This window comes from Clostridium sp. D33t1_170424_F3 (assembly GCF_015667585.1).
Lineage (GTDB): Bacteria > Bacillota > Clostridia > Oscillospirales > Acutalibacteraceae > Anaeromassilibacillus.
The window spans coordinates 1-26,891 of sequence record NZ_JADPEG010000018.1 but is presented as its reverse complement, the minus strand read 5'-3'; the positions used below and the strand labels follow the sequence as shown (position 1 = coordinate 26,891).

The 26,891-nt window shown below is 55.4% G+C and carries 20 protein-coding genes, 1 tRNA gene and 1 riboswitch; of the genes, 12 read left to right on the top strand and 9 right to left on the bottom strand.

The annotated features are described in order from the left end of the window. Nucleotides 1–121 precede the first annotated feature (121 nt). From I4V53_RS11775 to ppdK, 4 genes are all read right to left on the bottom strand, one after another. Nucleotides 122–196: transfer RNA gene (locus I4V53_RS11775), tRNA-Arg, on the bottom strand. A gap of 224 nt (nucleotides 197–420) precedes the next feature. Next, complete coding sequence (locus tag I4V53_RS11770; protein WP_195985893.1) at nucleotides 421–3,228, bottom strand: hypothetical protein; 2,808 nt, start codon at nucleotides 3,226–3,228, stop codon at nucleotides 421–423. 271 nt (nucleotides 3,229–3,499) lie between these two features. Next, nucleotides 3,500–3,739: a putative signal transducing protein gene (locus tag I4V53_RS11765; RefSeq protein ID WP_195985892.1), complete on the bottom strand. Its 240-nt coding sequence runs from the start codon at nucleotides 3,737–3,739 to the stop codon at nucleotides 3,500–3,502. Between the two features lie 532 nt (nucleotides 3,740–4,271). Further along, complete coding sequence (ppdK, locus tag I4V53_RS11760) at nucleotides 4,272–6,905, bottom strand: pyruvate, phosphate dikinase (RefSeq protein ID WP_195985891.1); 2,634 nt, start codon at nucleotides 6,903–6,905, stop codon at nucleotides 4,272–4,274. A 358-nt stretch (nucleotides 6,906–7,263) separates the two neighbouring features. Between ppdK and I4V53_RS11755 the strand changes: the two genes are divergently transcribed. From I4V53_RS11755 to I4V53_RS11725, 7 genes are all read left to right on the top strand, one after another. Continuing rightward, a complete protein-coding gene (locus I4V53_RS11755) occupies nucleotides 7,264–8,250 on the top strand; it encodes a sugar phosphate nucleotidyltransferase (RefSeq protein WP_195985890.1) in 987 nt (328 codons plus the stop codon). A gap of 101 nt (nucleotides 8,251–8,351) precedes the next feature. Then, nucleotides 8,352–9,308 (top strand): ribose-phosphate pyrophosphokinase, encoded by a 957-nt coding sequence (locus I4V53_RS11750; RefSeq protein ID WP_195985889.1) that lies wholly within the window; start codon nucleotides 8,352–8,354, stop codon nucleotides 9,306–9,308. A gap of 131 nt (nucleotides 9,309–9,439) precedes the next feature. Further along, a complete protein-coding gene (gene pth, locus I4V53_RS11745) occupies nucleotides 9,440–10,048 on the top strand; it encodes an aminoacyl-tRNA hydrolase (RefSeq protein ID WP_195985888.1) in 609 nt (202 codons plus the stop codon). 94 nt (nucleotides 10,049–10,142) lie between these two features. After that, entirely contained in the window at nucleotides 10,143–13,625 is a 3,483-nt protein-coding gene (gene mfd, locus I4V53_RS11740) for a transcription-repair coupling factor (protein WP_195985887.1), read from the top strand. A gap of 657 nt (nucleotides 13,626–14,282) precedes the next feature. Beyond that, a complete protein-coding gene (locus I4V53_RS11735; RefSeq protein WP_195985886.1) occupies nucleotides 14,283–14,570 on the top strand; it encodes a hypothetical protein in 288 nt (95 codons plus the stop codon). A 27-nt stretch (nucleotides 14,571–14,597) separates the two neighbouring features. Further along, the gene (locus I4V53_RS11730) at nucleotides 14,598–14,876 is read left to right on the top strand and encodes a hypothetical protein (RefSeq protein ID WP_195985885.1); all 279 of its coding nucleotides are present in this window, start codon (nucleotides 14,598–14,600) and stop codon (nucleotides 14,874–14,876) included. A 52-nt stretch (nucleotides 14,877–14,928) separates the two neighbouring features. Next, nucleotides 14,929–15,348: a hypothetical protein gene (locus I4V53_RS11725; RefSeq protein ID WP_195985884.1), complete on the top strand. Its 420-nt coding sequence runs from the start codon at nucleotides 14,929–14,931 to the stop codon at nucleotides 15,346–15,348. A gap of 103 nt (nucleotides 15,349–15,451) precedes the next feature. Here I4V53_RS11725 and I4V53_RS11720 read toward each other — a convergent pair whose 3' ends face one another. The 4 genes from I4V53_RS11720 to I4V53_RS11705 all read right to left on the bottom strand — a co-directional run bounded on the left by I4V53_RS11720 (nucleotide 15,452) and on the right by I4V53_RS11705 (nucleotide 17,782). Continuing rightward, entirely contained in the window at nucleotides 15,452–15,805 is a 354-nt protein-coding gene (locus tag I4V53_RS11720) for a helix-turn-helix domain-containing protein (protein ID WP_195985883.1), read from the bottom strand. A 557-nt stretch (nucleotides 15,806–16,362) separates the two neighbouring features. Next, nucleotides 16,363–16,800, bottom strand: a complete 438-nt coding sequence (locus tag I4V53_RS11715) for a cytidine deaminase (protein WP_353616518.1) — start codon at nucleotides 16,798–16,800, stop codon at nucleotides 16,363–16,365. Nucleotides 16,801–17,056: 256 nt separating this feature from the next. Continuing rightward, nucleotides 17,057–17,395, bottom strand: a complete 339-nt coding sequence (locus I4V53_RS11710; RefSeq protein ID WP_195985882.1) for a helix-turn-helix domain-containing protein — start codon at nucleotides 17,393–17,395, stop codon at nucleotides 17,057–17,059. 15 nt (nucleotides 17,396–17,410) lie between these two features. Then, nucleotides 17,411–17,782 carry a helix-turn-helix domain-containing protein gene (locus tag I4V53_RS11705; protein WP_286167136.1) on the bottom strand — a complete coding sequence of 124 codons (372 nt, stop codon included), beginning with the start codon at nucleotides 17,780–17,782 and terminating at the stop codon, nucleotides 17,411–17,413. A gap of 240 nt (nucleotides 17,783–18,022) precedes the next feature. On the opposite strand from I4V53_RS11705, the gene I4V53_RS14220 reads away from it, so the two are divergent. Both I4V53_RS14220 and I4V53_RS11695 read left to right on the top strand, forming a co-directional pair. Then, nucleotides 18,023–18,316: an SLOG family protein gene (locus I4V53_RS14220; protein ID WP_195985881.1), complete on the top strand. Its 294-nt coding sequence runs from the start codon at nucleotides 18,023–18,025 to the stop codon at nucleotides 18,314–18,316. 380 nt (nucleotides 18,317–18,696) lie between these two features. Continuing rightward, on the top strand, nucleotides 18,697–19,281 hold the full coding sequence (locus I4V53_RS11695) for a hypothetical protein (protein ID WP_195985880.1): 585 nt from the start codon (nucleotides 18,697–18,699) through the stop codon (nucleotides 19,279–19,281). Nucleotides 19,282–19,363: 82 nt separating this feature from the next. Here I4V53_RS11695 and I4V53_RS11690 read toward each other — a convergent pair whose 3' ends face one another. Then, on the bottom strand, nucleotides 19,364–19,855 hold the full coding sequence (locus tag I4V53_RS11690) for a hypothetical protein (RefSeq protein WP_195985879.1): 492 nt from the start codon (nucleotides 19,853–19,855) through the stop codon (nucleotides 19,364–19,366). A 169-nt stretch (nucleotides 19,856–20,024) separates the two neighbouring features. Continuing rightward, a riboswitch (TPP riboswitch) is annotated at nucleotides 20,025–20,138 on the top strand. A gap of 109 nt (nucleotides 20,139–20,247) precedes the next feature. Here I4V53_RS11690 and thiT point away from each other — a divergent pair. From thiT to ygjK, 3 genes are all read left to right on the top strand, one after another. Next, nucleotides 20,248–20,823 (top strand): energy-coupled thiamine transporter ThiT, encoded by a 576-nt coding sequence (thiT, locus tag I4V53_RS11685; RefSeq protein ID WP_195985878.1) that lies wholly within the window; start codon nucleotides 20,248–20,250, stop codon nucleotides 20,821–20,823. 674 nt (nucleotides 20,824–21,497) lie between these two features. Next, nucleotides 21,498–22,673, top strand: a complete 1,176-nt coding sequence (locus I4V53_RS11680) for a hypothetical protein (RefSeq protein WP_195985877.1) — start codon at nucleotides 21,498–21,500, stop codon at nucleotides 22,671–22,673. A gap of 275 nt (nucleotides 22,674–22,948) precedes the next feature. Then, a complete protein-coding gene (ygjK, locus tag I4V53_RS11675; protein ID WP_195985876.1) occupies nucleotides 22,949–26,779 on the top strand; it encodes an alpha-glucosidase in 3,831 nt (1,276 codons plus the stop codon). Nucleotides 26,780–26,891 lie beyond the last annotated feature (112 nt).

The window sequence follows — 26,891 nt, the reverse complement described above, 5'->3', positions numbered from 1 at the left end:
TCTTCCTGTGTCGTATTTTTCCTGATAAATAGAGCTTCCTTTTGCGGATCAACAGGAGATAAAACTGCATAACAAAAAACGGTGAGGAATCAATCCTCACCGTTTTCTCAATTCTGTTTGCTGGCACCCCCAGTAGGAATCGAACCTACAATTGTCCCTTAGGAGGGGACTGTTATATCCATTTAACTATGGAGGCATATATGCATTTTTGTATCATGCGGACGCTTTCCCAAACGAAAACCAATCACTTCCACGGCGGCTCTGCTGTGCAGCATCCAACCGCTGAAACAGAATGTTTCTCTGCACAATCCATTTGGTCAAGTGTTTCTATTATAGGCGATTCTGCAAAAGTTGTCAACGGCTGTATGCGGCATAAAAACAGGGCCTCCGGGAATTTCCGGAGGCCCTGGTATTTCTCTTTTACCGTGCCGGATTGTTGCGCAGGCTTGGATAGAATCCATCCGCCAAATCCCACACGGAGGACTCCCATCCCGCGTAGGCGCCTGCTGTTTTCAGCATCTCCTGCGTCGCTCCGGTTCCGTTCAGATAACTGCCGGAATACTCGTCCCATATTGCAGAAGCTGCGCCCTTTACGTGGAAGCTGCCCTTTTGGAAGAACACACCGGAAACCGTGCCGGTCCGGTGGCCCACCGCAGGCTGTGCGGTACGTCCCGCCGCCGTGGCGGGATTGACTGTATTTGTCGTATTGACCGCCGCATAAGTATAGCTGTTTTTAATCGTTGATAAGCCGTCCCCGACCAGTCCGGCCACGCCGCCGCTCTGGATATGTACGCCCTTGACGGACCCGGACGACCAGCAGTTGCTGACGGTTCCGCTGTTGCGCGCCGCGCCCGCGATGCCGCCTGCCGCACTGCTGGAGCTGTCTATGCTGCCGGTGAAGAAGCATTCGGAAACCAGGATATTGACGTTGCCCACGATGCCGCCCGTCATCCCCGCCGTGTTGGTAATGCTTGCGCTGGACGAGCAGCGGGAAATGTGCCCGCTATTATAGGAAGAATAGGAGGTTGAAAGCGTTGCGCCGATAATGCCGCCCGCGCCCGGTCCTTTCGTGTTGATCGTTCCGCTGGTGTGGCAGTTCTCCGCCGATGCGCCGTACATGAAGCCGGCCACAATGCCCGCGTGATAATTTGTGCCGTTGTTCGTGACGGTGATGTTTGCATTCTCCACCACAACGTTGCGCAGCTTGACTTCGCCTCTGCCCGTGCTGTCGTAGGCCGTCCCGAATAAGCCTGTATACGGCTGGGTGGAATCCGCCGCGCGGCTGATGGTCAGGTTGGTGATTTTATAGCCGTTGCCGTCAAAGCCACCCTTAAACCAGCTTGACGCGTAAAGCACGCCGCCGATCGGCTGCCAATTGGTATAAACCGAAAGATCGATGTCGTTCGCAAGCTTGTAATATTTGCCCAGTCCATTGCGGATCGCATTCAGTTCCTGCGGCGATGTAATATAGATCGCTTCCTCCCAGGAGGAACCGTCCCCGCTTTCGGGACGCGGACGCACAATAAAATCGACTGTATCGGGCGTCACGCCGTCCGCCGTAATCTCTACTTCATGGAACGCCGCCGGATCGGTCAATTCATATCCTCCCGGGATTTTACTGGAATCCGGGAAAACTGTATAAGTCTCGCCAACCGCTCCCAGGACCGGCTGCGTATAGGACTCGCCAACCGATGTAGCGCTTTCATCGACCCAGCGCACCGTCACTTCCTGCGCCCTGGCCTTGACCAGGAACGAAATCGTGTTCGGCGTGACGCCGTCCGCTGTTACGTCGACCTGCGCACTTTGGTCTGCTGCTGCAAGCTGATAACCGCCCGGCAGCTTGGAGGAATCCGGCGTCACCGCCACGGAGTCTCCGACCTTTCCCTCTATGGATTGCGTATAGGTTCCAACCACCGCATTATCATTTCCCTGATCCAGCCACTGCACTGTGACCTCGCGGGTCACCTGCTCGCTCTTTTCCCGAACAAGGAAGTCCACTGTTTCGGGATCCGTACCGTCTTCCGTGATGGTTACGACCGCCTTCTGCACCGGGTCCGGCACCAGCTCATAGCCTTCCGGCAGTTTCAACGTATCGGGATAGACGGTCTGCTCTCCGCCGACCTTGCCGCTCAGCTTCTTTGTATAGGAACCGACGCTGCGGTTGTCCGCCTCATTGATCCAGTTGACGGTCAGCTCGCGGTCGACCGCGTCGGACACGCGCTTGACGGTGAAGGTAATCTCCGCCGGCTCCGCGGAACCGGTTTCCACATGAAGCTTGATTTTCTCCGACTGGAACGCCGGGTCGTACCGGTAGGCCGTCGGCACGCTCACCATGTGGCTCGTCAGCGTCTTTTCCTCCGAGGCGACAACGTCCTTAAAGGTGTAGCGTGTGCGCGCCACTTCCTCGCCATTCTCCTTGAAAAGAACCGTGACGGAAATATCCTGCACGGGATCGTCCGGTCCCGGTCCCGGCCGCACGGTGGAGGACGTACCGTCCCCGATATCCGCGTCCGGCTCGGCCTGTCCGGCCTGCACTACAAAATTGGCGTGGAAATGCTCCGCCTGATGGTCGTTGCCCACGTTCTCCGGAATCCATCCGCCCACCAGGTACTGCACGCTTTGCCCCGCCGGCAGCGGGCTCTCCGTCGTGTAGGGCTGGTAATAGGTCTCCATGAGATCCAGCGGGACGCCGTCCTCGTCGCACACCAGCTGCCAGTCGGGCGCGTCCGCCGTCCCTTTGTTTTCAAACAGAACCACTTTGAGAATATTTTTCAGGTTGTACGCGTCGGCGCACGGGATTTTCCCATCCTGATAAACGCCGCCGTTCTCCCGCATGATGACATTGCTGATCGTATGATCCGCGGGGCCCGCATCCGCAATGCGCAGCACCACCTGCATGGGCAGGCTCCCCGCGTTGGAAACGGTCACCGGGCGGTACGCGGTTGAAACCGCATCTCCGTCCCGCAGCGTTTGTGCGATTCCCAGCGCTTCCGCTTCCATCTGCTCAAAGGTCAGCGGGCGCAGATTTTTAAATTCCATCGGTTCCGTTCCCGCGCCGCCGTCCCCGGTATCGAGGGAAAGGTCAAACGTGCCCGCCTCAAAATTCATAGCCGTGTCGTCCGCATCGACAAACCAGGCGGCGGTCGCGCTGATGACGAGCGTCAGCACCACCAGAAGCGATATTGCAGAGAGCACGATATGCTTCTGCCTTACTTTTCCCTGATTCATGTTTACCTCCTCATAATCCGGTTTTCAGCCGGTATTCCCAGCTTTTCCGGCTTCTGTTCCCGCGCTGAACGCTTGTCCAGAGGCGATCGGGGAAGACCGTCAGAAAAGTTGATAAAATCATCCATTTATACGGTATATATTTTACCATTTTCTGGACCGCTTTGTAAAGGAGGTTTGCGGCAAAAAAGCCGCCATTCTTGTCGTTCCTTCAGCCATATTGCCTTTTTTCAAAAAGAATGGGCCTCTCAGACAAAACTGAGAAGCCCGTTCTTTATAAATTCCGTATGACTGCGCGGACGCGTTCCGCGTCCTCTTCCCTGACCAGAAGTTCCCGCAGCGTGCCGGCGTTGTCCCGCTGAACCGCCGGCGTCCGGACGCCCAGCGCGCCCCTGGCTCCGTTTGGATCATCGGTATGGAAGGGAATTCCCTCCGCATCCAACAGGGCTTGCAGACGGAAGAGTTTGTCCCGGTCATCGGTACAGAAAACCGTTGTCCATTTCTTTTTCCACATAGGTTCTCACTCGCTTTCCCTTTCTTTTCGCGGGCAAGGCTTCTTCTCATCCGTGCGGTCAATCAAATCATCTACACTTGTGTTATCAAAGCCTACCCATTTTTGTTGTGGTTTGTCATCGTCTCTGCGTTCATTTTCTTTGACACAAATTGTGTCAAAAATCAGTTATTCCTATTATATCAAATATAATCGGTATAGCGATCAAAATAAAATACAACTACACAGGAGGTAATGATATGGACGCCGACAGCAAACAAACCTGCCAAAATTGCGGGTATTACCTGCAGCACTATATTTGGAACAGACGTTATCAGTATGTTCACTGCGGGCACTGCATTCATCCGCCCCGCACACGGCATTGTCATCCAACCATGAAGGCATGTGCCAAATGGATTCCCCAGGATGAAGCCTACCTGACAAACCATGTCCCGGAAACATGAAAAAGGGTCCGTCTCAGAATGACAATTCCGAGACGGACCCTTTTATTTCAGCGCGCTGTTTTACAACGCGGCTATTTCAGGAGCGTTTGCTCTTATTTCGCAGCTCTCTTTTCCTTAACGGCTGCCTGCGCTGCCGCCAGACGTGCGATCGGCACGCGGAACGGGGAGCAGGAGACGTAATCCAGGCCAACCTTGTGGCAGAACTCGACGGAAGTCGGGTCGCCGCCGTGTTCGCCGCAGATGCCCAGGTGCAGAGCCGGGTTGACCTCGCGGCCGGTCTTCGCGCTCATCTCGACCAGGCGGCCAACGCCTTCCACGTCGATGTGCACGAACGGATCGGACTCGTAGATCTTGGTGTCATAATAGGCATCCAGGAACTTGCCGGCGTCGTCACGGCTGAAGCCGAAGGTCATCTGGGTCAGATCGTTGGTGCCGTAGCAGAAGAAGTCTGCGTCAGCCGCGATCTTATCGGCGGACAGAGCCGCACGCGGGATCTCGATCATGGTGCCGACCTCGTACTTGAGCGCCACGCCGGAATCGGCGATGAGCTTGTCCGCGGTCTCCACAACGATCTTCTTCACGAAGTCGAATTCCTTGACCTCGCCAACCAGCGGGATCATGATCTGCGGGATGACCTTGACGCCCTTCTTCTGGACGTTGATCGCCGCGTTGATCACAGCGGTGGTCTGCATCTCTGCGATTTCCGGATAGGTGACGGTCAGACGGCAGCCGCGGTGGCCCATCATCGGGTTGAACTCGTGCAGGCTCTCGATGACCTCGTGGACCTTCTCAACGGTGACGTTGAGCTCGCCCGCGATTTCCTTGATGTCCTCTTCCTTGGTCGGGAGGAACTCATGGAGCGGCGGATCCAGGAAGCGGATGGTGACCGGGTAGCCGTTCATTTCCTCGAACAGCGCCTCAAAGTCGCCCTGCTGGTACGGCATGATCTTGGCCAGCGCCTTCTTGCGGTCTTCGGTGTTGTCCGCAATGATCATCTCGCGCATCGCCTTGATGCGGTCGCCTTCAAAGAACATGTGCTCGGTGCGGCAGAGGCCGATGCCTTCCGCGCCGAACTCGCGCGCCTGGTGCGCATCGCGCGGGGTATCCGCGTTGGTGCAGACCTTCAGCTTGCGGTGTTTGTCCGCCCAGCTCATGAACACGCCGAAATCACCGGAGATAGAAGCCGGAACGGTCGGAATTGCTTCGCCATAGATGTTGCCGGTGGAACCGTCGATGGAGACATAGTCGCCCTCATTGTAAGTCTTGCCGTCGAGAGTGAAGGTCTTTGCATCGTAATCGACGCTGATCTCGCCGCAGCCGGATACGCAGCAGGTGCCCATGCCGCGCGCAACAACCGCCGCGTGGGAGGTCATGCCGCCGCGGACGGTCAGGATGCCCTGTGCAACCTGCATGCCCTCGATGTCTTCCGGAGAGGTCTCACGGCGGACCAGAACGATCTTTTCGCCCTTCTTGGCCCATTCTTTTGCGTCTTCCGCAGTGAAGACGACCTTGCCGCAGGCGGCGCCGGGGGAAGCGGCCAGGCCCTTGCCGATGACCTTTGCCTTCTTCATGGCGTCCGCGTCAAACTGCGGGTGCAGGAGTGCGTCGAGCTGCTGCGGCTCCACGCGCAGGACAGCCTCTTCCTCATCGATCATGCCCTCGTTTACGAGGTCAACCGCGATCTTCAGAGCCGCGCCCGCGGTACGCTTGCCGTTACGGGTCTGCAGCATGTAGAGCTTGCCATTCTCAATGGTGAACTCCATGTCCTGCATATCTTTATAGTGCTTCTCGAGGTTGTTCGCGATGGTTGCAAACTGCTCGTACACCTCTGGCATGTCGTTCTTCAGCTGGCTGATCGGGGACGGGGTGCGCACGCCTGCAACGACGTCTTCGCCCTGCGCGTTGATCAGATATTCGCCGAACAGCACATTTTCGCCGGTCGCCGGGTTACGGGTAAACGCAACGCCTGTGCCGGAATTCTGTCCGGAGTTGCCGAATACCATCGCCTGTACGTTGACGGCCGTACCCCAATCGTAGGGGATCTCGTTCATGCGGCGGTATACGTTCGCGCGGGGGTTGTCCCAGGAACGGAACACCGCACGGACTGCTTCCATGAGCTGCACCTTCGGGTCGCTCGGGAAGTCCACGCCCTTGTTCTCTTTATAGAAGGCCTTGAAACGGCTTACCAGGTCCTTCATGTCGTCGGTATCCAGCTCCGTATCCTGCTGAACACCCTTTTCTTCCTTCTTCTTGTCAATGATCTTCTCAAACTCCGGCTTCGGCAGTTCCATAACAACGTCGCTGAACATCTGGATGAAGCGGCGGTAGGAGTCGTATGCGAAGCGCGGGTTGCCGGTCAGCTTGGCCAAACCTTCGACCACGACGTCGTTCAGGCCGAGGTTCAGGATGGTGTCCATCATGCCGGGCATGGAAGCGCGGGAACCGGAACGGACGGAAACCAGCAGCGGGTTTTCCGGATCTGCAAACTTTTTACCGCAGATTTCTTCCATTTTGCCGAGATACTCATAGATCTGGGCCTGGATATCATCATTGATGACTCTTCCATCGTTATAATACTGGGTACATGCCTCCGTGCTGACGGTAAAGCCTTGCGGAACAGGCATGCCTGCTTTGGTCATCTCAGCAAGGTTCGCACCTTTGCCTCCCAGCAGTTCACGCATGTCCTTATTTCCTTCGGAGAAAAGGTAGACATACTTATGACTCATTTAACAATACCTCCTAATAAAATTGAATAGACGAGCACAGGTCACTCTGTCACAAACTTATTTGCTCAACCTGTATTATAGCAAATTAGCCGTTCAATTGCCAGTTCTTTTTCAATAAAACCAACCGATAATTGTAAATTTTCCGCTGGAATTCAGATGAACTTTCACAAAACGCCGGACAAAACGGAATTAGCGCTTGAAAAATCCTGTACATATGAGATAATAAGCATAGTATCCGGATGTGCGTCCTGCCGTCCGGCCGTTCGTATTTTCAGGCCGCCCGCCGGGCCGGCCTTTTCTGAGCTTCATATTCCGAGGCTTCATTTTCAACCTATAAAATTACCGGAGGGTTTTGCCTATGCCAGAGCAGACCTGCGCCGTCGTCCTCGCAGCGGGCGAGGGGAAGCGCATGAAATCCAACCACCCAAAGGTCCTCTCCGAGGTGCTTTTCAAGCCCATGCTGCAATGGGTGCTCGACGCCGCGGAGGGCGCGGGCGTTTCCCGCGTATGCGTTGTGGCGGGCCACCTGCACGAGCAGGTGGAGCGCTATCTGGAAACGGCGCAGAAGCCGGACGGCCCCGCGCTGTGCCATGTGCTGCAGACGGAACGCCGCGGCACGGGCCACGCCGTGATGATGGCGGAGCCGTTCCTGCGCGCGCAGGGCGGCGGCCACACGCTGGTTTTGAACGGCGACGCGCCGTTTGTCAGCGAAGCGGTCATCCGCGCCGCGCTGGACGACCATTTGGAAAACGGCAGCGCCGTTACGGTCATCACCGCGGAGCTGGACGACCCGTCCGGCTACGGCCGCATTGTGCGCGACCCGGCAAACGGCCAGGTGCGCGCCATTGTAGAACATAAGGACGCGGACGAAGCCACTTTGGCGGTGCGGGAGATCAACTCCGGCGCGTACTGGTTCCGCACGGAGGACCTGCTCTCCATCCTGGGCTGCCTCAGCAGCGACAACGCGCAGCACGAGTATTACCTGACCGACGCGGTGCGTCTGCTGATTGAACAGAATAAACGGGCGGGCGCTTTCATCGCCGCCGATCCGGACGCGGTGCTGGGCGCGAACGACTGCCTGCAGCTGCACTCCCTGAACGAGATCGCCAGGGGGCGGATTTTGCGCGCCCATATGCTGGAGGGCGTGGAGATTCCCTGCACGGACGGGGTGGTCATCGGGCCGGACGTCAAAATCGGGCGCTCCACCCGCATCCTGCCGAACACCATATTGTGCGGAACCGCCTGCATCGGCTCCGACTGCACCGTCGGACCATGCACGATGCTGACCGACTGCAACGTTCCGGACGGAACCAATCTTCCTTTTACGCAGCAATCATCCTGCTAATTTATTTGCCAATCCGGCCGCAGCGCCTTTGATTTGGGAAGCTGCCCCAGGGGTCACCCGGGGGTGATAGAGTTAACACAAAATATAGGGGGAACGCAAACATGAATTTTCACGGGAAGGACATCAAAATTTTTGCCGCAAGCGCAAACCAGCGTATGGCAAAGCAGATCGCCGACTGTCTGGGTCTGCCGATGGGAAAAAGCGAGGTAGGCACTTTCAGCGACGGGGAGATCGCGGTTTCTCTGTTTGAATCCGTCCGCGGCTCCGACTGCTTCATTGTCCAGTCCACCTGCGAGCCTGTCAACAACAACCTGATGGAACTGCTCATCATGATCGACGCCATGAAGCGCGCGTCCGCCGCCCGCATCACCGCCGTGATGCCGTACTTCGGCTACGCCCGCCAGGACCGCAAGGCCAAGGCCCGCGACCCGATTTCCGCCAAGCTGGTTGCCGACCTGCTGACCACCGCCGGCGCAGACCGCGTGCTCACCATGGACCTGCACGCTTCCCAGATTCAGGGCTTCTTTAACATCCCGGTGGATCATCTGCTGGGCGCGCCCCTGCTCTCCTCCTTTATGAAGGACCGCGTCGGTGAGAACAGCGACGACTACGTTGTGGTTTCCCCCGACCTCGGTTCCGTTACCCGCGCGCGCAATTTCGCAACCCGCATCGGCTGCGGCCTGGCCATCGTGGACAAGCGCCGCCAGAGAGCGAACGTCTGCGAGGTCATGAACATCATCGGCGACGTCAAGGGCAAGAAGGTCATCCTGGTCGACGACATGATCGACACCGCCGGCACCCTGTGCAACGCCGCGAAGGCCATCATGGACCACGGCGCGACGGAAGTGACCGCCTGCGCGACGCACGCCGTCCTCTCCGGCCCGGCCATTGAGCGCATCCAGAACAGCCCGATCAAGGAGCTGGTCCTGCTGGATACGATTCCGTTGCCGGAGGAGAAAACACTTCCGAACTTCACCACGCTGCAGGTGGCGCCGCTCTTCGCGGAGGCCATCGAGCGCATTTACGAGGACAAGCCGGTCAGCCCGATGTTCGTGTAATCCGGCGGCTTTATCCACTGCGAATCAAACATATCCACGGGCGGGGTAGCTTTGCTATCCCGCCTGCTTCTTCTGTGAAAAGAAAACGACCGTTTTCCCCTATTTTCGATGTACGGCAAAGGAGCATCCCCATGTTTAAAAATCTGTTCAATCGGTCGGCGGCTGTGACCGGCCCGGTGGAATACCTGATCGTCGGCCTGGGCAACCCCGGCGGCAAATACGAGGGCACGCGGCACAACGCCGGATTCATGGCGGTGGACCACATCGCGGAGCAGGCGGGCGTCAAAATAGACCGCCTCAAGTTCAAGGGCCTGTGCGCCCGCGCCACCGTCGGCGGCAAAAGCGTATTGCTGCTCAAGCCCTCCACCTTTATGAACCTCTCCGGCCAGAGCGTACAGGAGGCCATGCAGTTCTACAAGCTCCCGGCGGAACACGTCATTGTGCTGTTCGACGACATTTCCCTGCCGGCCGGCCGCATGCGCATCCGGATGAAGGGCAGCGACGGCGGGCATAACGGCATGAAAAACATCATATATTTGAGCGGAAAAGACACGTTTCCCCGCATCAAGCTGGGCGTGGGCGCAAAGCCGGGCCCGGAGTGGGATCTCGCCGACTGGGTGCTGAGCCGCTTCACCGGCAAGGAGATGGAACTGCTCTCCGAGGTGTTCGCCCACGCGGCGGAGGCCGCCGGGCTGCTGGTCAACGGGAAAGGCGCCGAGGCGATGAACCGGTTTAACTGACCGTTTCTTCCAACCCTGCAAGACGCATTGTATATTCACCTCTCAATACAACAAATCGTAAATCTTTTTGAAACGCTATGACGGGGAACGACTTATGAAATTTCTTCTCAACGCCCTGAACAACCTCAAGGAATTTAAGACGCTGGACGCGGCCGTCCGCGGCGGGCAGCTGCCCGCCGCCGTCAACGGGCTTTCCGGCGTACACAAGGCTGCCTGCATCTATTCGCTCTGCGCCAACCAGAAGCGCAGGGCTTTTGTCATTGCCGGAGACGAAAGCGAAGCCCAGCGGCTGAGCGACGACCTCGCCGCGATGGGCATGCGGCCGCTGACGGTCCCCGTGCGGGACTTCTCCTTCCGCGACGCGGCGGGCGCTTCCCACGAGTACGAACACCAGCGCATCCAGGCGCTGGCCCGCATCCTGAACGGCGAGTGCGACGCGGTGATCGCCTGCATGGACGCGGCGCTGCAATACGCCATCCCGCCCGCCGAGCTGCAAAAGCGCACCGTAACCATCCGGGCCGGACAGTCCATCCCCATGGCGGACGTGGTCAACGCGCTGGTCGCCTGCGGCTACGAGCGCGCGGCACAGATCGACGGCACCGGGCAGTTCTCCCAGCGCGGCGGCATCCTGGACATCTTCACGCCGGACGCCGCCAGCCCCGTGCGCCTGGAATACTGGGGCGACGACATCGACACCCTTTCTCTGTTTGACCTGGAGACGCAGCGCCGCACGGAGAACATGGAAAAGCTGGTGATCGCGCCCGCGGTGGAGTCGCTGATCGACAGCCCGGCGGTCCTCGCGCAGAAAATCAAAAAGCTGGCGGGTTCCCTGCGCGGTAAAACCGCGCCCAAGGCCAGGGAGGTCCTGTACGCGCAGGCGGATAAGCTGGAACAGGGCGTGCACATCGGCTGTGCGGACAAATTCTATCCCCTGCTGTACAGTGCTCCCGCCACACTGTTCGATTACTTTGCGGAAGACATGCTGCTCTTCGTGAGCGAGGCCGCCAAGGTAAAGGAACGCGCGCGCAGCACCGCCTGGCAGTGGGGCGAGGATTTAAAGGACTATCTGGAGGAGGGCGTGCTCTGCCGCGGCCTGGACTCCTACAGCGAGGACTGGACCTACGCGCTCGGGCAGTTTCAGAACCGGGCAATCTATCTGGACACCTTTGTGCGCGGCGGATACGAGACGCCGATCCATACGCTCGTCAGCGTCACGGCGCGGCAGCTCTCCGTCTGGGGCGGAAGCACCCAGCTGTTGGAGGAAGACCTGCGCAACATGCTGCACAACAAATGGGCCTGCGTCGTTCTGGCGGGCACGGAGCGCAGCGCGCGGACCGTTGCGGCAGACCTGAAAGCCGCCGGGCTTCCCGCGGACTATATGGAACACCCGCAGACCGTGCAGCGCGGCACCGTGGTCGTCACATCCGGCGCGCTCTCCGCGGGCATGGACCTGCCGGGGGCGTTTTTCGGCTTGATTACCCACGGGCGGCTGCTGGCCGCCAGACAGAAGAAGCCAAAACGCGCCAAGAACAGCCAGGAGATTTACAGCCTGGCGGAGCTCTCCCCCGGCGACTACGTGGTGCATGCCGCGCACGGTATCGGCGTTTTTGAGGGCATCCACAAGATCGACATGCACGGCGTGGTCAAGGACTATATCAAGGTCAAATACGCCAAGGGCGACACGCTCTATGTGCCGGTCACCCAGCTGGACATGGTTTCCAAATACATCGGCCCGCGCGAGGACGCCGGCGTCAAGCTGCACCGGCTGGGCGGCGCGGAGTGGCAGAAGGCAAAGAGCCGCGTGCGCGCCGCCGTCAAGGACATGGCGAAGGAGCTCATCAAGCTTTACGCCGACCGCATGCAGGCCAAGGGCCACGCCTTTTCCCCGGACAGCGAGTGGCAGCGCGATTTTGAATCCCACTTTGAGTTCGACGAGACGGAGGACCAGCTCCGCTGTATTGACGAAATCAAGAACGATATGGAACGGGAAGCGCCCATGGACAGGCTGCTTTGCGGAGACGTCGGCTTCGGCAAGACGGAGGTCGCGCTGCGCGCCGCGTTCAAGTGCATCAGCGATTCCAAGCAGTGCGCGCTGCTGGTGCCGACCACTATTCTGGCGTGGCAGCATTTCCAGACCGTAACCAAACGCATGGAGGGCTTCCCCGTACGCATTGAACTGCTCTCCCGCTTCCGCACGCCGAAGCAGCAGGAGGAAATCCTGCGGCGGCTCAAGCGCGGCGAGGTCGATATGGTGGTCGGCACGCACCGGCTGGTCAGCAAGGATGTGAAATTCAAGGACCTCGGTTTGGTCATCATCGACGAGGAACAGCGCTTTGGCGTGGCGCAGAAGGAAAAGCTGAAATCCCTGTGCAGCAATGTCGACGTGCTGACGCTCTCCGCGACCCCGATCCCCCGCACGCTGAACATGGCGATGTCCGGCATCCGCGATATGAGCGTCATCGAGGAAGCGCCGCACGACCGCCACCCTGTGCAGACCTATGTGCTGGAGCACGACAACGCCGTTCTGTATGAGGCAATCCGGCGCGAACTGCGGCGCGGCGGGCAGGTCTATTACCTGCACAACGACGTCGCCACCATCGAACGCACCGCGGCGCGGATTCAGGCCAATATCCCGGAATCGCGCGTCGGCTTCGGCCACGGGAAGATGGCGGAAAACGAGTTATCCGAGGTCTGGCGCAGGCTGTTGGAGCACGAAATCGACGTGCTGGTCTGCACGACGATCATTGAAACCGGCGTGGACGTGCCGAACGCCAACACGCTCATCATCGAGAACGCCGACCGCATGGGGCTCTCTCAGCTGCACCAGCTGCGCGGGCGCGTGGGCCGCTCCTCCCGCCGCGCGTACGCCTACCTGACCTTTACGCCGAACAAGGTGCTTTCGGAAATTGCGCAGAAGCGCCTCTCCGCAATCCGCGAGTTTACGGAATTCGGCTCCGGCTTCAAAATCGCCATGCGCGACCTGGAAATCCGCGGCGCGGGCAACATCCTGGGCGGCGAACAGCACGGCCATATGGAAACGGTCGGTTACGACATGTACCTGCGGCTGCTCAGCGAGGCGATCCGCCGCGAGAAGGGCGAGGAAGTGCAGGAATACGGGCAGGAATGCCTGGTGGATATGCAGATTCAGGCGCACATCCCGGACAAATACATCGAGAATCTCAGCCAGCGCCTGGAGGTGTACCGCCGCATCGCGGACATCCGCACGCGCGACGACGCGCTGGACGTAACCGACGAGCTGATCGACCGCTTCGGCGAGCCGCCGGAGAGCGTCAACGGGCTGATCGAGGTGGCGCTGCTGCGCAACCTGGCCTCCGGCCTCGGCGTCAGCGAGGTCAAGCAGCAAAACGACTGCCTGCTGCTGTACAAACCCACGTTCAGCCTGAAAAACCCGCAGGACATGCGGCAGATGGCGGCGCTGACCTCCGCGCTGAAAAAGCGCGTGACGCTCAACGCGGGCGGCAAGCCGTATATTAGCGTGAAGCTCGGGCCGAACATGACGCCGCTGGATACGCTGGGCGAAGCGCTCAATGTGATGGAGGATGCAAAGAAAGCGTAACCGTTAAAAATGATAAAATAAAGCTTGAGAGAAAGAACCCGCCTCAGATCATCCAATCTGAGGCGGGTTCTTTCTCTGTTGCAAATAATATTAAAGCCGCATTTTTCCGCAATGCGCCCGTCTTTCTTCGTAGAAACATTTTTCGTAAAAAATATTGACTTTCAGACACAAAGCCGTCAGACTCTGTTATACTTAATGTGAAATAATAATCTTGTACTGGAAAATATTTGAAGGAGGCTTTATCCCATGGGCTGCTCTGATATACCGGACAATCTCATGTGCGCCCGCGATAAAAGCGAATGACGCATACTGAAACGACGGTCAGAGGGGTGGTGACAGATGCGCCGTTTAACTGTAAGTATTCTCAAAAGAATCCTTGCTCTTCTGCTTCTGGGTACGGGCTTGCTCCTGCTTTCTCTTTTGATTAAATGGCTGCGGCCTCTTTCGTTGGCAATTCTTCTGATTGGCTTTATCCTCATGTTTCGGTTTTGCCGTTGTCCATACTGTGGAACGCCTCACACCATTGAACGGCTGCTGTACGCAGTAACCCATCCGTTGTATTGCCGTCGTTGCGGCCAGCGCATCCGAATTGATTCCGGTTCTTCCGAACCACCCCCTTAATCGGCCAAAACCGGCGCTTTGTTAGGAGGAATTCATATGGAACGTAAAAAGGTCCTCTCACTCTTACCAAAAGTCGTGGCAAGCCTGACAAGCCTGTTCTTCCTGCTTGCGTATTTCTTTTTAGATGTTGAGCACTGGATGCGCACGCTTTTGATGATTGCTTTTGTTCTGTGTTCCAGTTCAGCTATCCTGACCGATTCCTATAGGGACTGGAAAACGGAACGGACACGGGGCAACAAGTGGAAAATGATTTTCTATTTTATTTATGTCATGTTTATGTGCGCTTATGCCGCATACATAATTGCAACCCGCCCGGCGGTTTGACCGCTCGGGCTGTAAGGGGGTACTTTTATGACAGTTGACCGAATCGTTCCCTTTCTTGTTGCCGCTATTCTGGTATTCGCCAATTGGACGCTTCCAGAAGCATACAGCCTTTGGTTTTCCGTTATTTCTATACTAATTGTTAATATCATGGAGTATTTTCCCAATTGGATTCAGCTTCTGCGGGCAAAGAGAAACCATCAGTCGGTTGCAGACCGGTCTTTCCTGAAAAAATTTGCCAGGAATATGACGATCAGTTTTATCCTGATCGTCGGCGCTTTGATCGTACGATATTTCAGAACATTGTAAATCACTTAACCGCTTTTCTTTCGTCAGCATCCTTTTGTTGGGGGAACTACCTATGAACGTGAGAAAATGGCTTTTTCCTGTTTCATCCGCCGCGCTGCTGACTGTCAGCGCTGTGCTGCGGTCAAAACTGCTCTTCCATTTTCAGCGTCTTTACGGGCTCCGCTATGAAGCCAAATGGGCCTTTCTTCGCTGGTGCCTCATGTTCGTCACAGAAATCGCCTTCGGGTTTATTCTGTGTCTTCTCGTTACACACGGAAGCCCGCGCATCCGGCGCTTTTCTACTGTACATTTCGTTTTATTCCTGCTGTTGTGCGGATGCTTCTGGATTGTACCGTTCGGCTTTTTATATCCTGCTGTGACGCCTGCCGACCAGTCGTTTACCGCCGTCCTCAATACGCTGGCAGGCGCGATGCTGTTCCAGACGGTTTTTCAGATGGAAGGCCGCACTTCTCAATCCGAGTGGGAAAAGTAGAATCGCCGTGTATGAATCGATAACATTTAAAAAGCCGTACAAGCTGTAGAAATACAGTTTGTACGGCTTTTTTGTCTTGATATTTACTTACACTCTGAACACGTCAAAACTTTTTATAGTCTACAATCTGTTTTAAAATATCGTACAGCTTTTCCTGCTCCTTCAACGGCTGGGATTGAATCAATTGGTAACACTCTGCGGCAACTTTCTTCCCGTCATTTCCGATCACAATATTTTCAAACAGCGTTTCCAACGGCAAGTCCAACGCCCGGGCAATCTTTTCAACCGTTTCAACAGTCGGGTTCCTATCTGCGCGCTCTATCATTCCGACATAACCGGGATGAATATCCGCCTTCTCCGCCAATTCTTCCTGGCTCAGTCCTGCCTGTTCCCGGTAGTTTCTCAGTCTTTCCCCGACTATTCTTGTTACCTCTGATTTACAATTTTCCATAGACATTTTAATTGCACAAACTCCTATTGACTCCGAATATCGTTTATGATTTTTTATTGCCTGAATCCAAAGATATAGCTTAAAAGCGTTTGCCTCGTTTTATAACATACCCCGCGAACCCGCATAGAATCAGACTTTCTTTATAAATTGCAGTTAAGCCCTTAAATCTTCTTATCGAGTATTTGAACAAGTCGGGCGCCATTTGGGGCACCACAAACTTTCTTTCCAGCTGGTACACACGGAACGTTTGAAGCACATTTAAGGGGTGGTGGTGTAGTTTACTCTATGGGGGTATCTTCTGACCTCTGAAACAGGCTCATACGCCCCATTCCGAGCGGCCTAATCATCGGCACTAAGGCTATGTAAGGCACCTGCTTCTGATAGCTCCAGCAAGGAGCGTAGCTGCCCCGTCAGGGACATAATAGGGGATTGGGGGAAGCTCCCCCAGCAAGCGGTTTGAGTGATGTGTGTACACTCAAACACTGCTTGCCACTATTGAAAACAACCAGATAGCATGGTGCGCCTTATACCAATAAGGCGTAGCAAAGATTATGCTCATAATCTTACTCTGCAAAATGCTCTAATTCCTCATCGGGATAGGCATTTGTCCAATGATAAGGTTGAAATTCGCATAGCTTTATAAATAGTAATTTTTCATTTTTTGTAGTGACACCGACCAAAACATCAGTACCCCAATATCTCAATCTTTCTTGACAGATACCACAAGGCGAAAGAACTTTAAAAGGGGATTTTTCATCATCTCTCACTACACATAAGCAATGAGTTACTTTCTCATTGTATTTATGTGCTTCGCACATGGCTCCAACTTCAATACATAGTTGTGCGCTTCCATTCGCGGTATCAAGCGCAACACTTGTAAAATAATTATCGTTAGTTGTATGAATAACTGCTGCACCGCCCCAGCCGATAGGGTAACGTGTCACAATTAATTCAAGTGCCTTTTGATACATTGTATTTTCAATCTTCAAATTTTTCTCCACCACTATACCTCCTATAGTATAAATGATCTTTGGTACATCTTCTCCGCCAAAGGTGTATTCACCCCACGTTTTTTCAATTCTAATGTTTCAGCGTGTATCTGTCAAATCAAGTCTTATATTGCTTTAGCAGTTCTTGCAAGACACCGTTTTCCTTTGGGCACCATTCTTCCACTCAGCCCATAGTCCGTTTTTCATAACCCCAGTAACCATGCGTATTTGCGGCTGATTAGACTGTTTTGACCAGCTGGAAAAATAACTATTTTTTATAGTCTACAATTTGTTTTAAAATATCGTACAGCTTTTCCTGCTCCTTCAACGGCTGGGATTGAATAAGTTTATAGCAAGCGGAAGCAATTTCTTCCTCATTGTCCCCTTCGATAATATTTTCAAACAGCGTTTCCAAAGAAATATTCAGCGCGCGAGCAATCTTTCCTATATTCTCAATAGAGGGATTTTTCTTTGCATTTTCAATTTGACCAATATATGTTCGGTGACAGCCAGCCAGTTCTGCTAGTTCTTCCTGGCTCAGCCCTGCTTGTTCCCGGTAATTTTTCAGCCTTTCTCCTACGATTGCCGTGATCTCTAATAGGGACATTTTTTACACTGACTCCTAACCATTCCGAATATCATTTATAATATCTTCCACATGCTTGACCTGTTCAGCCCTCAAACCGGTCACTTCCAAATAGATGCCATCCTGATACTGCAACGTTTCTCTGCCCAACAAATAATCCGTGCTTACCTGAAAATAATCTGCAATCCTAACTAACATTTCAATGGAAGGTAAAATGTTATCATTTTCCCAATTGCTAATGCTTTGCTTTTTAACACCTATTTTTTTAGCAAGCTCTACCTGATTCAACCCTTGGGACTTTCTCAGACATTTTAACCTAACAGCAAACATAATATCACAACCTTTGTTCTCATTATGTATGCCCGATAATCCATTTAAAAATACCGGTATTGCAATATACGTCTCCATGTGATATAGTGTCCTTATATTATATCTAAGAAAGTAGGCATATCATATGGCGCATATTCTTACCTGTGCCTTTACCGGCCATCGCCCGGACCGTTTTCCCTTTCAATACGACGAATCCCACCCGGATTTCATCCGTTTGAAAAAACGGATGCTGTCAGAGATCATCAACATTGCCTATGCGGGCACTACCCTCTTCCTCTCCGGCATGGCACAGGGGGGGATACCTGGGGCGCGGAAATCGTGCTGGAACTGCGGCAAACCTATACTTCGCTTCGTCTTGTCTGCGTTCTACCGTGCGCGAATCAGGAAGAACGCTGGACCGACGAAGCCAAAAAACGCTACTTTTCTATTCTTTGCCGTGCAAATCGCCTGATCTGCCTGCATGAACAGTACACGGACCGCTGTATGATGGAACGCAACCGTTTTCTGGTCGATCACACAGACTCCCTGTTGGCGGTATGCAATCCAAGAATCCGCAGCGGTTCCACAGCTACGCTACATTACGCGCAAGCAAGGGGATTCCCGTCAACCTGATCGACACAAGAAACATATAGGAACGCCGCGCAATCGCGCTCATTCTTCCTCCCAAAAAGGGACATCCAAAATTGAGGTGTCCTTTCTTCACCAAAATTTGACAAAAATATAACAAGCGTATATAATGAATGCAATACCGAATAAACAGCTGTTCCGGATCGGTGAGTATTTTTCAATTCCTGAACATTTATCCCTTGCTCTGCATGGATGAACTGGATGTTCCCGGACCGTTTTGTATGACAGGAAAGAGGCTGCGCAATGAAAAAGCTGTGCCGTCATTTTTTCTTCCAATGTCCATGGTCCCAATCCCCTTAAACGCAATTGTACGAGTCGTGTATGCCCTTGGACCGTTTTTACGGTGTGAGAAATGAGGTTGCACAATGGAAATGCTTGTTATTGTTGCTATCGTTTACCTTCTTGGAAAGTTATTCATCAAAGGTTTTATGGAAGATTACGTCGTGCTTGACGACAACGAACCGGAGCAAACCGACGGCGGGATGCTCTATGTAGCGTCTCCCGGTTCTACAGAGGAGAACGATTCCGAACCTTCCCCAGACGAAACGAAGATTTCCCCGGCATTTGCCATCCTGCCGGGTTCTTATACCGACATGGCGAGGCCGCCTGTCCGGCAGCCGAAGCCGGCGGCCTTCTACCACATTTCCCCTCCGGCGGAATCCGAAACAGACGCAGTGCCGGACCGCCGCGACTTTACCGATTCCTACGAATCCATACAAAGGCTGTTGCAGAAACTTGAGGCACAAGCGCAGGCGGAGCCGCCGCTCACGCCCACCCACCATATCAATCTGCAGAAGAAACCGGAGCCGGTCGCCTTAATCCTGGAACCCGGTGAACCAATCCCCCTGGAGCCGCTGCCGCCCGGCATGGATTACGGTTCCCCGCCGCGGCAGAATCTGGTCCCCAACCCCTACAATGAGATTCCGTTTGAGGATTTTCACGTTTCCTGACGGTCGCAGCTTGTGGAGAGGCTGCTTATACGCAAAAAAAGCTCCCCGAAGATTCGGGGAGCTTTTCATTTTATTGTGTTGTTTACGCCGTGACCAGCGCGGTCAGGTCGTCCAGCGCCTCCTGCCAGAGGGTGAGGAACGCCTCGTACGCGGTCTGTCCGGCGGAAAGCTTCTCGCTGACAACGGTCATGTCGCCGCCGTCGCCAAGGTTGTTCGCCATTTCTCTGAACGCCGCAGTGCCTTCCAGCGCCTTATCGGCCGCGGTGTTGAACTTCACCTGCACATCCTTGTACTTCTCCGGCGCTTCTACCTCCTTGAGCCTTGCAAAGTCGTCTTCCAGCGTTGCAATTGCGTCCAGAATTGCGGTCTGGGAAGCCTCATCGCCGGGCTGGATGTTTGCCAGGGCTGTATTAAACGCGGTCTGAGAGGTGGTGATGTCTTCCATGATTACGGTGACATCCTGTTCCCACTTTTCTTCTTCTTTATTGCCGCCTCCGCAGGCAGCCATCGTCAGCATCATCAGGGCCGCCAGCGCCAGGACGCCGACGCTCTTTACCAGTTTTGTCAGTTTCATAAATTTTCCTCCAATTTGATAGTATTGTCATAGGTTCAAAGAAAGATATGTTCATTTTATCACGTTTCGACTGTGAAGTCCACCCCTTTTTCCGCGGCTAAGTTCGACAAAACATTGACAAAACTGCCTTCGGCGCGGTATGATAGATACGAACTGAATCGGAACGCGCAAGCGTTCGCAAGGGTGCTGGGGTTTGCCCGGCTGAGAGAAAGGCGCTTTACCGCCTTTTAACCTTTTACCTGATCTGGATAATGCCAGCGTAGGGAGCAAGCAAGCGTACAACGCCCCGCGGCATATCGCGGGGCGTTTTTTTTGCACCCGGATTCAATATCTTTGGCGCCGCCGGCCGGGAACAGGCGGAACGCGGCGTTTGCCGCAATTGGAGGGTAAACATGAAAAAAGACAGCACCACCGTCATCCTGGTGGAAAGCGCGCTGATGATCGCTCTTTCCGCCGTGCTGGAACTGTTCAAGCTGTGGCAGATGCCCATGGGCGGCTCCGTCACCTGCGCGTCCGTTCCGCTTGTACTCCTTTCGTTCCACCGCGGCCCCAAATGGGGAATCGGCGCCGCCTTTACACACAGTCTCTTGCAGATGCTCCTGCGGTTCGACGCGCCCCCGGCCAAAACCTTCGGTGCGTTTGCCGTTGTCATCCTGCTTGACTATGTGATCGCGTTCACCGCGCTCGGTGCGGCTTCCTTCTTTGGCAAGCCGTTTAAAAACCGCACTGTCAGCGTTGCGGTGGGAACCTGCATCGTTTCTCTGATCCGCCTGCTGTGCAGTTTTACATCCGGCTGCACCGTCTGGAAAGACTACACCCCGGAGGGCTGGCCCGTGTGGTTCTATTCCCTTACCTACAACGCAACCTACATGCTCCCGCAGATGGTGATTACCGCCGTGCTGGCTGTGGTGTTCATCCATGTGCTGGACCGCTTTGACGGGAGGAAGCTCCGCCCCGCCTCCAATTGACAGAATTCCCGCAAAAGTGCCGGAAGGGCGCGCCGTTTGCTGCTATTTGCATGCCGCGGCGCACCCTTCTTTTTGTTTCATTCTACTTTTCTCTATGGTATAATAACCTCACGCCGTTAGCGGAAGCAGAGCTTCCGACGGCTGGGAGAACATTGTTCCGTTGTGATGGAGGCTGCGCCTCTTTTATGGAATAATAACCTCACGCCGTTAGCGGAAGCAGAGCTTCCGACGGCTGGGAGAACATTGTTCCGTTGTGATGGAGGCTGCGCCTCTTTTATGGAATAATAACCTCACGCCGTTAGCGGAAGCAGAGCTTCCGACGGCTGGGAGAACATTGTTCCGTTGTGTTGGAGGCTGCGCCTCTTTATGGAATAATTACCTCACGCCGTTAGCGGAAGCAGAGCTTCCGACGGCTGGGAGAACATTGTTCCGTTGTGTTGGAGGCTGCGCCTCTTTATGGAATAATTACCTCACGCCGTTAGCGGAAGCAGAGCTTCCGACGGCTGGGAGAACATTGTTCCGTTGTGTTGGAGGCTGCGCCTCTTTATGGAATAATTACCTCACGCCGTAACCGGAAGCAAGCTTTCGACGGCTGGGAGAACATTGTTCCGTTGTGTTGGAGGCTGCGCCTCTTTTATGGAATAATGATCCTATCATTTCCAGGAGGTGGAAGCATGAAAGTTGTGGATTTGCGCAACGTCTTTGCAAGCTGCAATGACCAGCTGATTGAGATCAGCGACCATCTGATTTATTACGCCGAAGAAAAAACTGAAGAAGGCCACAACAGCCTGTTCCTGCTGGAATACAACCGGGTAACCCGGCGCGAACGCATCCTGGCCAACTATATATTGGACAAGCCGTCCCTGACGCAGCATTACTTCAGCTTTCCGAATGAAATCATTGTCGTGTTGGAAGACGGCGGCGGAAAAATTGAAATCCTGCGCATCGACAAGCTCACCGGCGAGGAGACGAGCTGCGTCGTGCTGAGCCTGGTGGGCAGCTTTTCCGAGTGCGCCGCGCTGGACGAAGGCCGCGTGGTCATTTACACCACGGAGGACGACGCGCACACGGAGCTGTTTGCGGCCTACCGCCAACTGACCGGCTATCAGCGCGTGGCGCTCCTGTTCGACCTGGATGAAGAAGCCTACTATTACATACGGGACCCGCGCATCTGCGCCGCCTCCGCCTGCGAGCTGATCTCCTACGATCTGGACGGCGAACGTCAGCTGCTGGTCCTCCAGCCGCACGGCGACGAACGCGAAAAGTACAAATGCTACCGGAATATGCGCTGGCTGGGCGAACACGTCAACGACAACGTCTGGCTCTGCCCGCTGTTCGATTTTGTCGTCTCCATCAAGGCAGGGGAAGCCCGCGCGCCGATGGAGCTGATCCTGAGCGCCGGCACCAGCGGCCTGGTGCGCTATGCCGGCATGAATGACGAAGACCTCTATTTCCGCGTCAAACACTTCCCCTCCAATGACCAGCGCCTTTGCGCCGTCAGCAAGCGCACCGGCAAGCGGCGTATCGTCGCGCAGCTCAACCTGGAAGAGGACGAGCCGGACGCCTTTTTCTGCATTGACACAGAGGACGGGCGCGCCTACAAAATCTCCGACTGCGGCGATTGCATCGAGGCGGACGGCGTGCTCAACTCCGGCCTGCAGGTACAGTACAGCAAGGAGCTTGGCGATTTTATCACCTGCGTGGAGGACCGCTTTATCATCGCAAAATACATTCTTGCGGACGATATGGATTCCTTTACATTTTATTCTATTTATGACTGTTTCACCCAAAAACAACTCAGTTTTGAGTGCGCTTGCGAGGTGAAATCCGGTACTGTGGTATTATACTGAAGCGCATTTTTCACAATACAGAATCATTCCTTCTGGCAACATATCCAATCTTTGTGAACTTTTATAAAACCTCTTTACATCGGAAATCGAAACTGTTAGAATACAGGCGTTGAGTTAATTAGATTAACATAATAGTCCACTTTTTCATTTATTTGGATTATCCAATCTATGGCAAATCGTCTGCAAGCGGCAGGGAAGGAGGATCGTTTTTACAGCCCATCGCAGACTTGTAAAACGAAGGATTTTTAAAAGGTATGTGAAAGGAAGGCGATCGTATGAAGAAATTCCACCGTTCCGCACTCGCCCTGTCCCTCTGCGCGGCGATGCTGACCAGCACCATTCCCGGCGCCGCTGCATCCGCGAGGACCAACGCAGGCCTGCTGGACGCAGAGCCCATCGGCTATGCAAACGTTCTGAACGTGACCGGCATCCCGGACCCCGGCATGTATGGGGATTACGACACCAATAAATATAACAACTTTTCCGATATGGGCGCATGGCACGGCTATTATCTGCATCCGCAGGACGCCACCGGGCTGTACGGCGGATTCGCCGGCCCGATGATTATCGCGGAGGAGTATCCCATCAACCTGTCGGAAAGCATCGGCAAATGGCAGATCGTCCGTGCGGACGGTACTGCCTACGACCTGTCCACCGCAAAGGCGACGGTCGCCAGTTACCCCGGCAAACTGGTGCAGACCTATGAGATGGACGACTTTGACCTCAAGCTGGAGCTGATTTTCTCCAGCGACCGCACAGCCCTGATCCGCACCTCCATTCTGAACAAAACGGACGAGGCGCTGGAATTGACCCTCAAACAGGCGGGCGATATTTTCAACACCTACGGTACCCGCGGCGCAGCGCTCGGCACCTCCCTGCAAAAAGAAGACGACGGCGTATCCGTTTCTTTTGAGACGATCCGCAGCACCTGGAACCTGCTGACCAGCGAGGAAAACAAGTTTAACATCCGCTTTGACCGCGCGGTAACGACGGAAGTCGCCGAAGACGGCCTCAGCTATGTTTCCACATTTAATGAGCCGGTTACGGTCAATCCGGACGACGTCTTCACCACCCTTCAGACGCAGAGCTACACGTTCACCGCGGACGAAGCGGCGGCGGAACAGGAAAAGGCGGCGGACATGCTGGCGGACGGCACACCGTATTTTACGGAGAATACCAGCCGCTGGCAGGGGTACATCGATACCATTGAAGGCGCGGACGTCGACGCGGCTTACAAGAACGCCGCGGTCAAATCCATGGAGACGCTGTCCACCAACTGGATGAGCGCGGCGGGCGCGCTGCAGCACGACGGCGTAGTCCCCTCCACCTCCTACAAATGGTTTGTCGGTATGTGGGCATGGGACTCCTGGAAGCAGGCAGTTGCAACCGCGCACTTTAACGGCGATCTGGCGGAGGATAACATCCGCGCGCTGTTTGACTATCAGATCACAGAAGACGACGCGATCCGTCCGCAGGACGCCGGCACCATCATCGACTGTATCTTCTACAACGTCGGCCCGGAACGCGGCGGCGACGGCGGCAACTGGAACGAGCGCAACTCCAAGCCTGCGCTGGCTTCCTGGTCCGTCTACAACGTTTACAAGCAGACCCACGATATTGAATTCCTGCGCGAAATGTATCCCAAGCTGGTCGCCTATCACGACTGGTGGTATACCAACCGCGACATCGACGGCAACGGCATCGCGGAATACGGCGGCATGGTACACGACGCACACTATCAGTACAACAGCGACGGTTCCATCAAGACCGATGAAAACGGCAACAAGCTCTTTGACGAGGACGCTGTGATCGAGGCCGCCGCGTGGGAAAGCGGCATGGACAACGCCACCCGCTTTGACAAAGACGGCAACGGCCCGGACGACATCGGCGTACATGTCTTTGAAGTAAAGAACGACGAAGGCGAAACCGTCGGATACACCATCAATCAGGAGTCCGCGGACCTGAACGCCTATCTGTATGCGGAAAAGGGCTTCCTGAAAGCCATGGCGGAAGAGCTGGGCTATGAGGAAGATGCCGCGAAATACGAAGAAGAGGCCGCAAAGGTCCGCGACTATGTCAACACCATGATGTTCGACGAGGAGACCGGCTTCTACTACGACCTGCAGACCAGTGCAGACGGCCAGACCAAGAAGTTGCTGGTCAACCGCGGCAAGGGCACCGAAGGCTGGATCCCGCTGTGGGCGAAGATGGCCACACAGGAAATGGCGGACGATGTGGTGGAGAACATGCTGGACGAAGGAAAGTTCTATCTCTACATGCCGTTCCCGACCGCATCCAAGGACAACGACAAATACGACCCCAACCGCTACTGGAGAGGCCCCGTGTGGATGGATCAGGCCCTGTACGGCGTGGAAGCCCTGCAGAACTACGGCTACACCCAGGAGGCCAAAGACGCGGCCTACCGCCTGTTTGACCATGCGGAAGGGCTGCTCGGCGACGGTCCCATCCGTGAAAACTACAACCCGGAAACCGGCGTCGGCCTGCACACCAAGAACTTCAGCTGGTCCGCCTCCGCGTACTATCTGCTATTCCAGAACACGCTGAACGGCAACGAGACCACCTCCCAGGACGCGCTTCCGATTCCGGGCGACCGCAACCTGTCCGTCACCTTCCCCGCGAAGACCGTCTCCGTGGAAGCGGAAGGCGTGGACGCAGGCCTTGCCAACATCACCGGCAGCCTGAATGCCCAGCTCCCGGCCGACAGCACCTTTAAACTGACCTTCACCCCCAGAGTCGAAGGCCGTGAATTTGCGGCAATCGCCATCAACGGCAAGCCGGTTGTCTTTGACAAGGACACCGACACCACTTCTTTTGTCTACGAAGGCGCCATCGCGGACGCGGCGCAGCTCCGCTTTACCTTCACCGTTGTCAGCAAGCAGACGCTGAACAGCATCATCGACGCTGCGCTCGCACTCAAGGGCGGCGAGGAATACCAGAACGCCGTCGCCATCGTCCGGGGGAAATTCGACAAGGCGCTGGAAAGCGCGCAGGCGGTAGCCGGCGACAAGACCGCCGCGCAGGATCAGATCGACGGCGCGTGGAAAGACCTGCTGAACATCATCCAGCACCTGAGCTTTGAGAAGGGCGACCTCACCAAGCTGCAAAATCTCCTTGCCAACGCGGACGAGCTGAACGAAGCCGACTTCACCGCGGAAAGCTGGAACGTCTATCTGGAAAAACGCGCGGCCGCTGAGGAAATCGCGGCGATGGGCGAAAACGCGCTCGCCGTCGATGTGACCAGGGTCCATGACGAGCTGCTCAAGGCCATTGAAGACCTACAGCATGCCGTCAACAAAGAAAGCCTGAGCAGCATCGTTGCACAGGCTGAAGAAATCCACGGCAATCTGGACGCTTACCTCGAAACCGGCAAGGCGGCTTTCCTGCTCGCCTATGACAACGCGCAGAAGGTTCTGAGCAACGCAAATGCAAGCCAGGCGGACGCCGACAAGGCGGCCGACGAGCTGCTTGCGGCAATCATGAACCTGCGCCTGACGCCGGATAAGGACGCTTTGACAGCGCTCGTCGCCAAAGCAGAGAGTCTCAACACTTCTAAATTCAGCGCATCCGAGCGCAAAGCGTTCAACGAGGCGCTGGACGACGCAAATCGCGTATTGTCAAATTCGGAAGCCACTCAGGAAGAAGTGGACGCGGCGCACACCAGGCTGACCCGCGCCATGAACGCCGGCTCTTCCGGCTCTTCTTCCTCCGGCGGTAACAGCCGGCCCAGCGGCTCCGGTTCTTCCGGCAACGGGTATGGCTCCTCCGGCAATGCCGTGGCGGGAACCCCTGTAACCACTGCACCGGCTGTAACCGCAACCGTTCGTTCCGACACCACCGTCGGCTTTACGCTCAATCGCGGCGCGGCCTACTGCTTCAAGATGACGGTCGTCAACGGTAAAGAAAGCGACGTGCCCAGCTTCACCGTGGGCAACGGCGGCGTGCTGAAGACCCAGTTTGTCGCGAAGATCGGCAATGAGTATTACTACCGCGTGTGGGCGACTGGCGCGCCGGGCGAGAGCACGGGCGTTTACACTGCGCTGAACGGGCAGAAACCGGTCAAGCACTGTACGGTAACCATTGGGTAATGAAATGAACGCCCGCAATGGGCCTTGCCGCAGACGCGAGCCGGCCGCAGGCCTATGTACGGTAACTATTTAAAAATCCTTCCCATATGTAAAAGGGGCCGCTGTTCCAAGA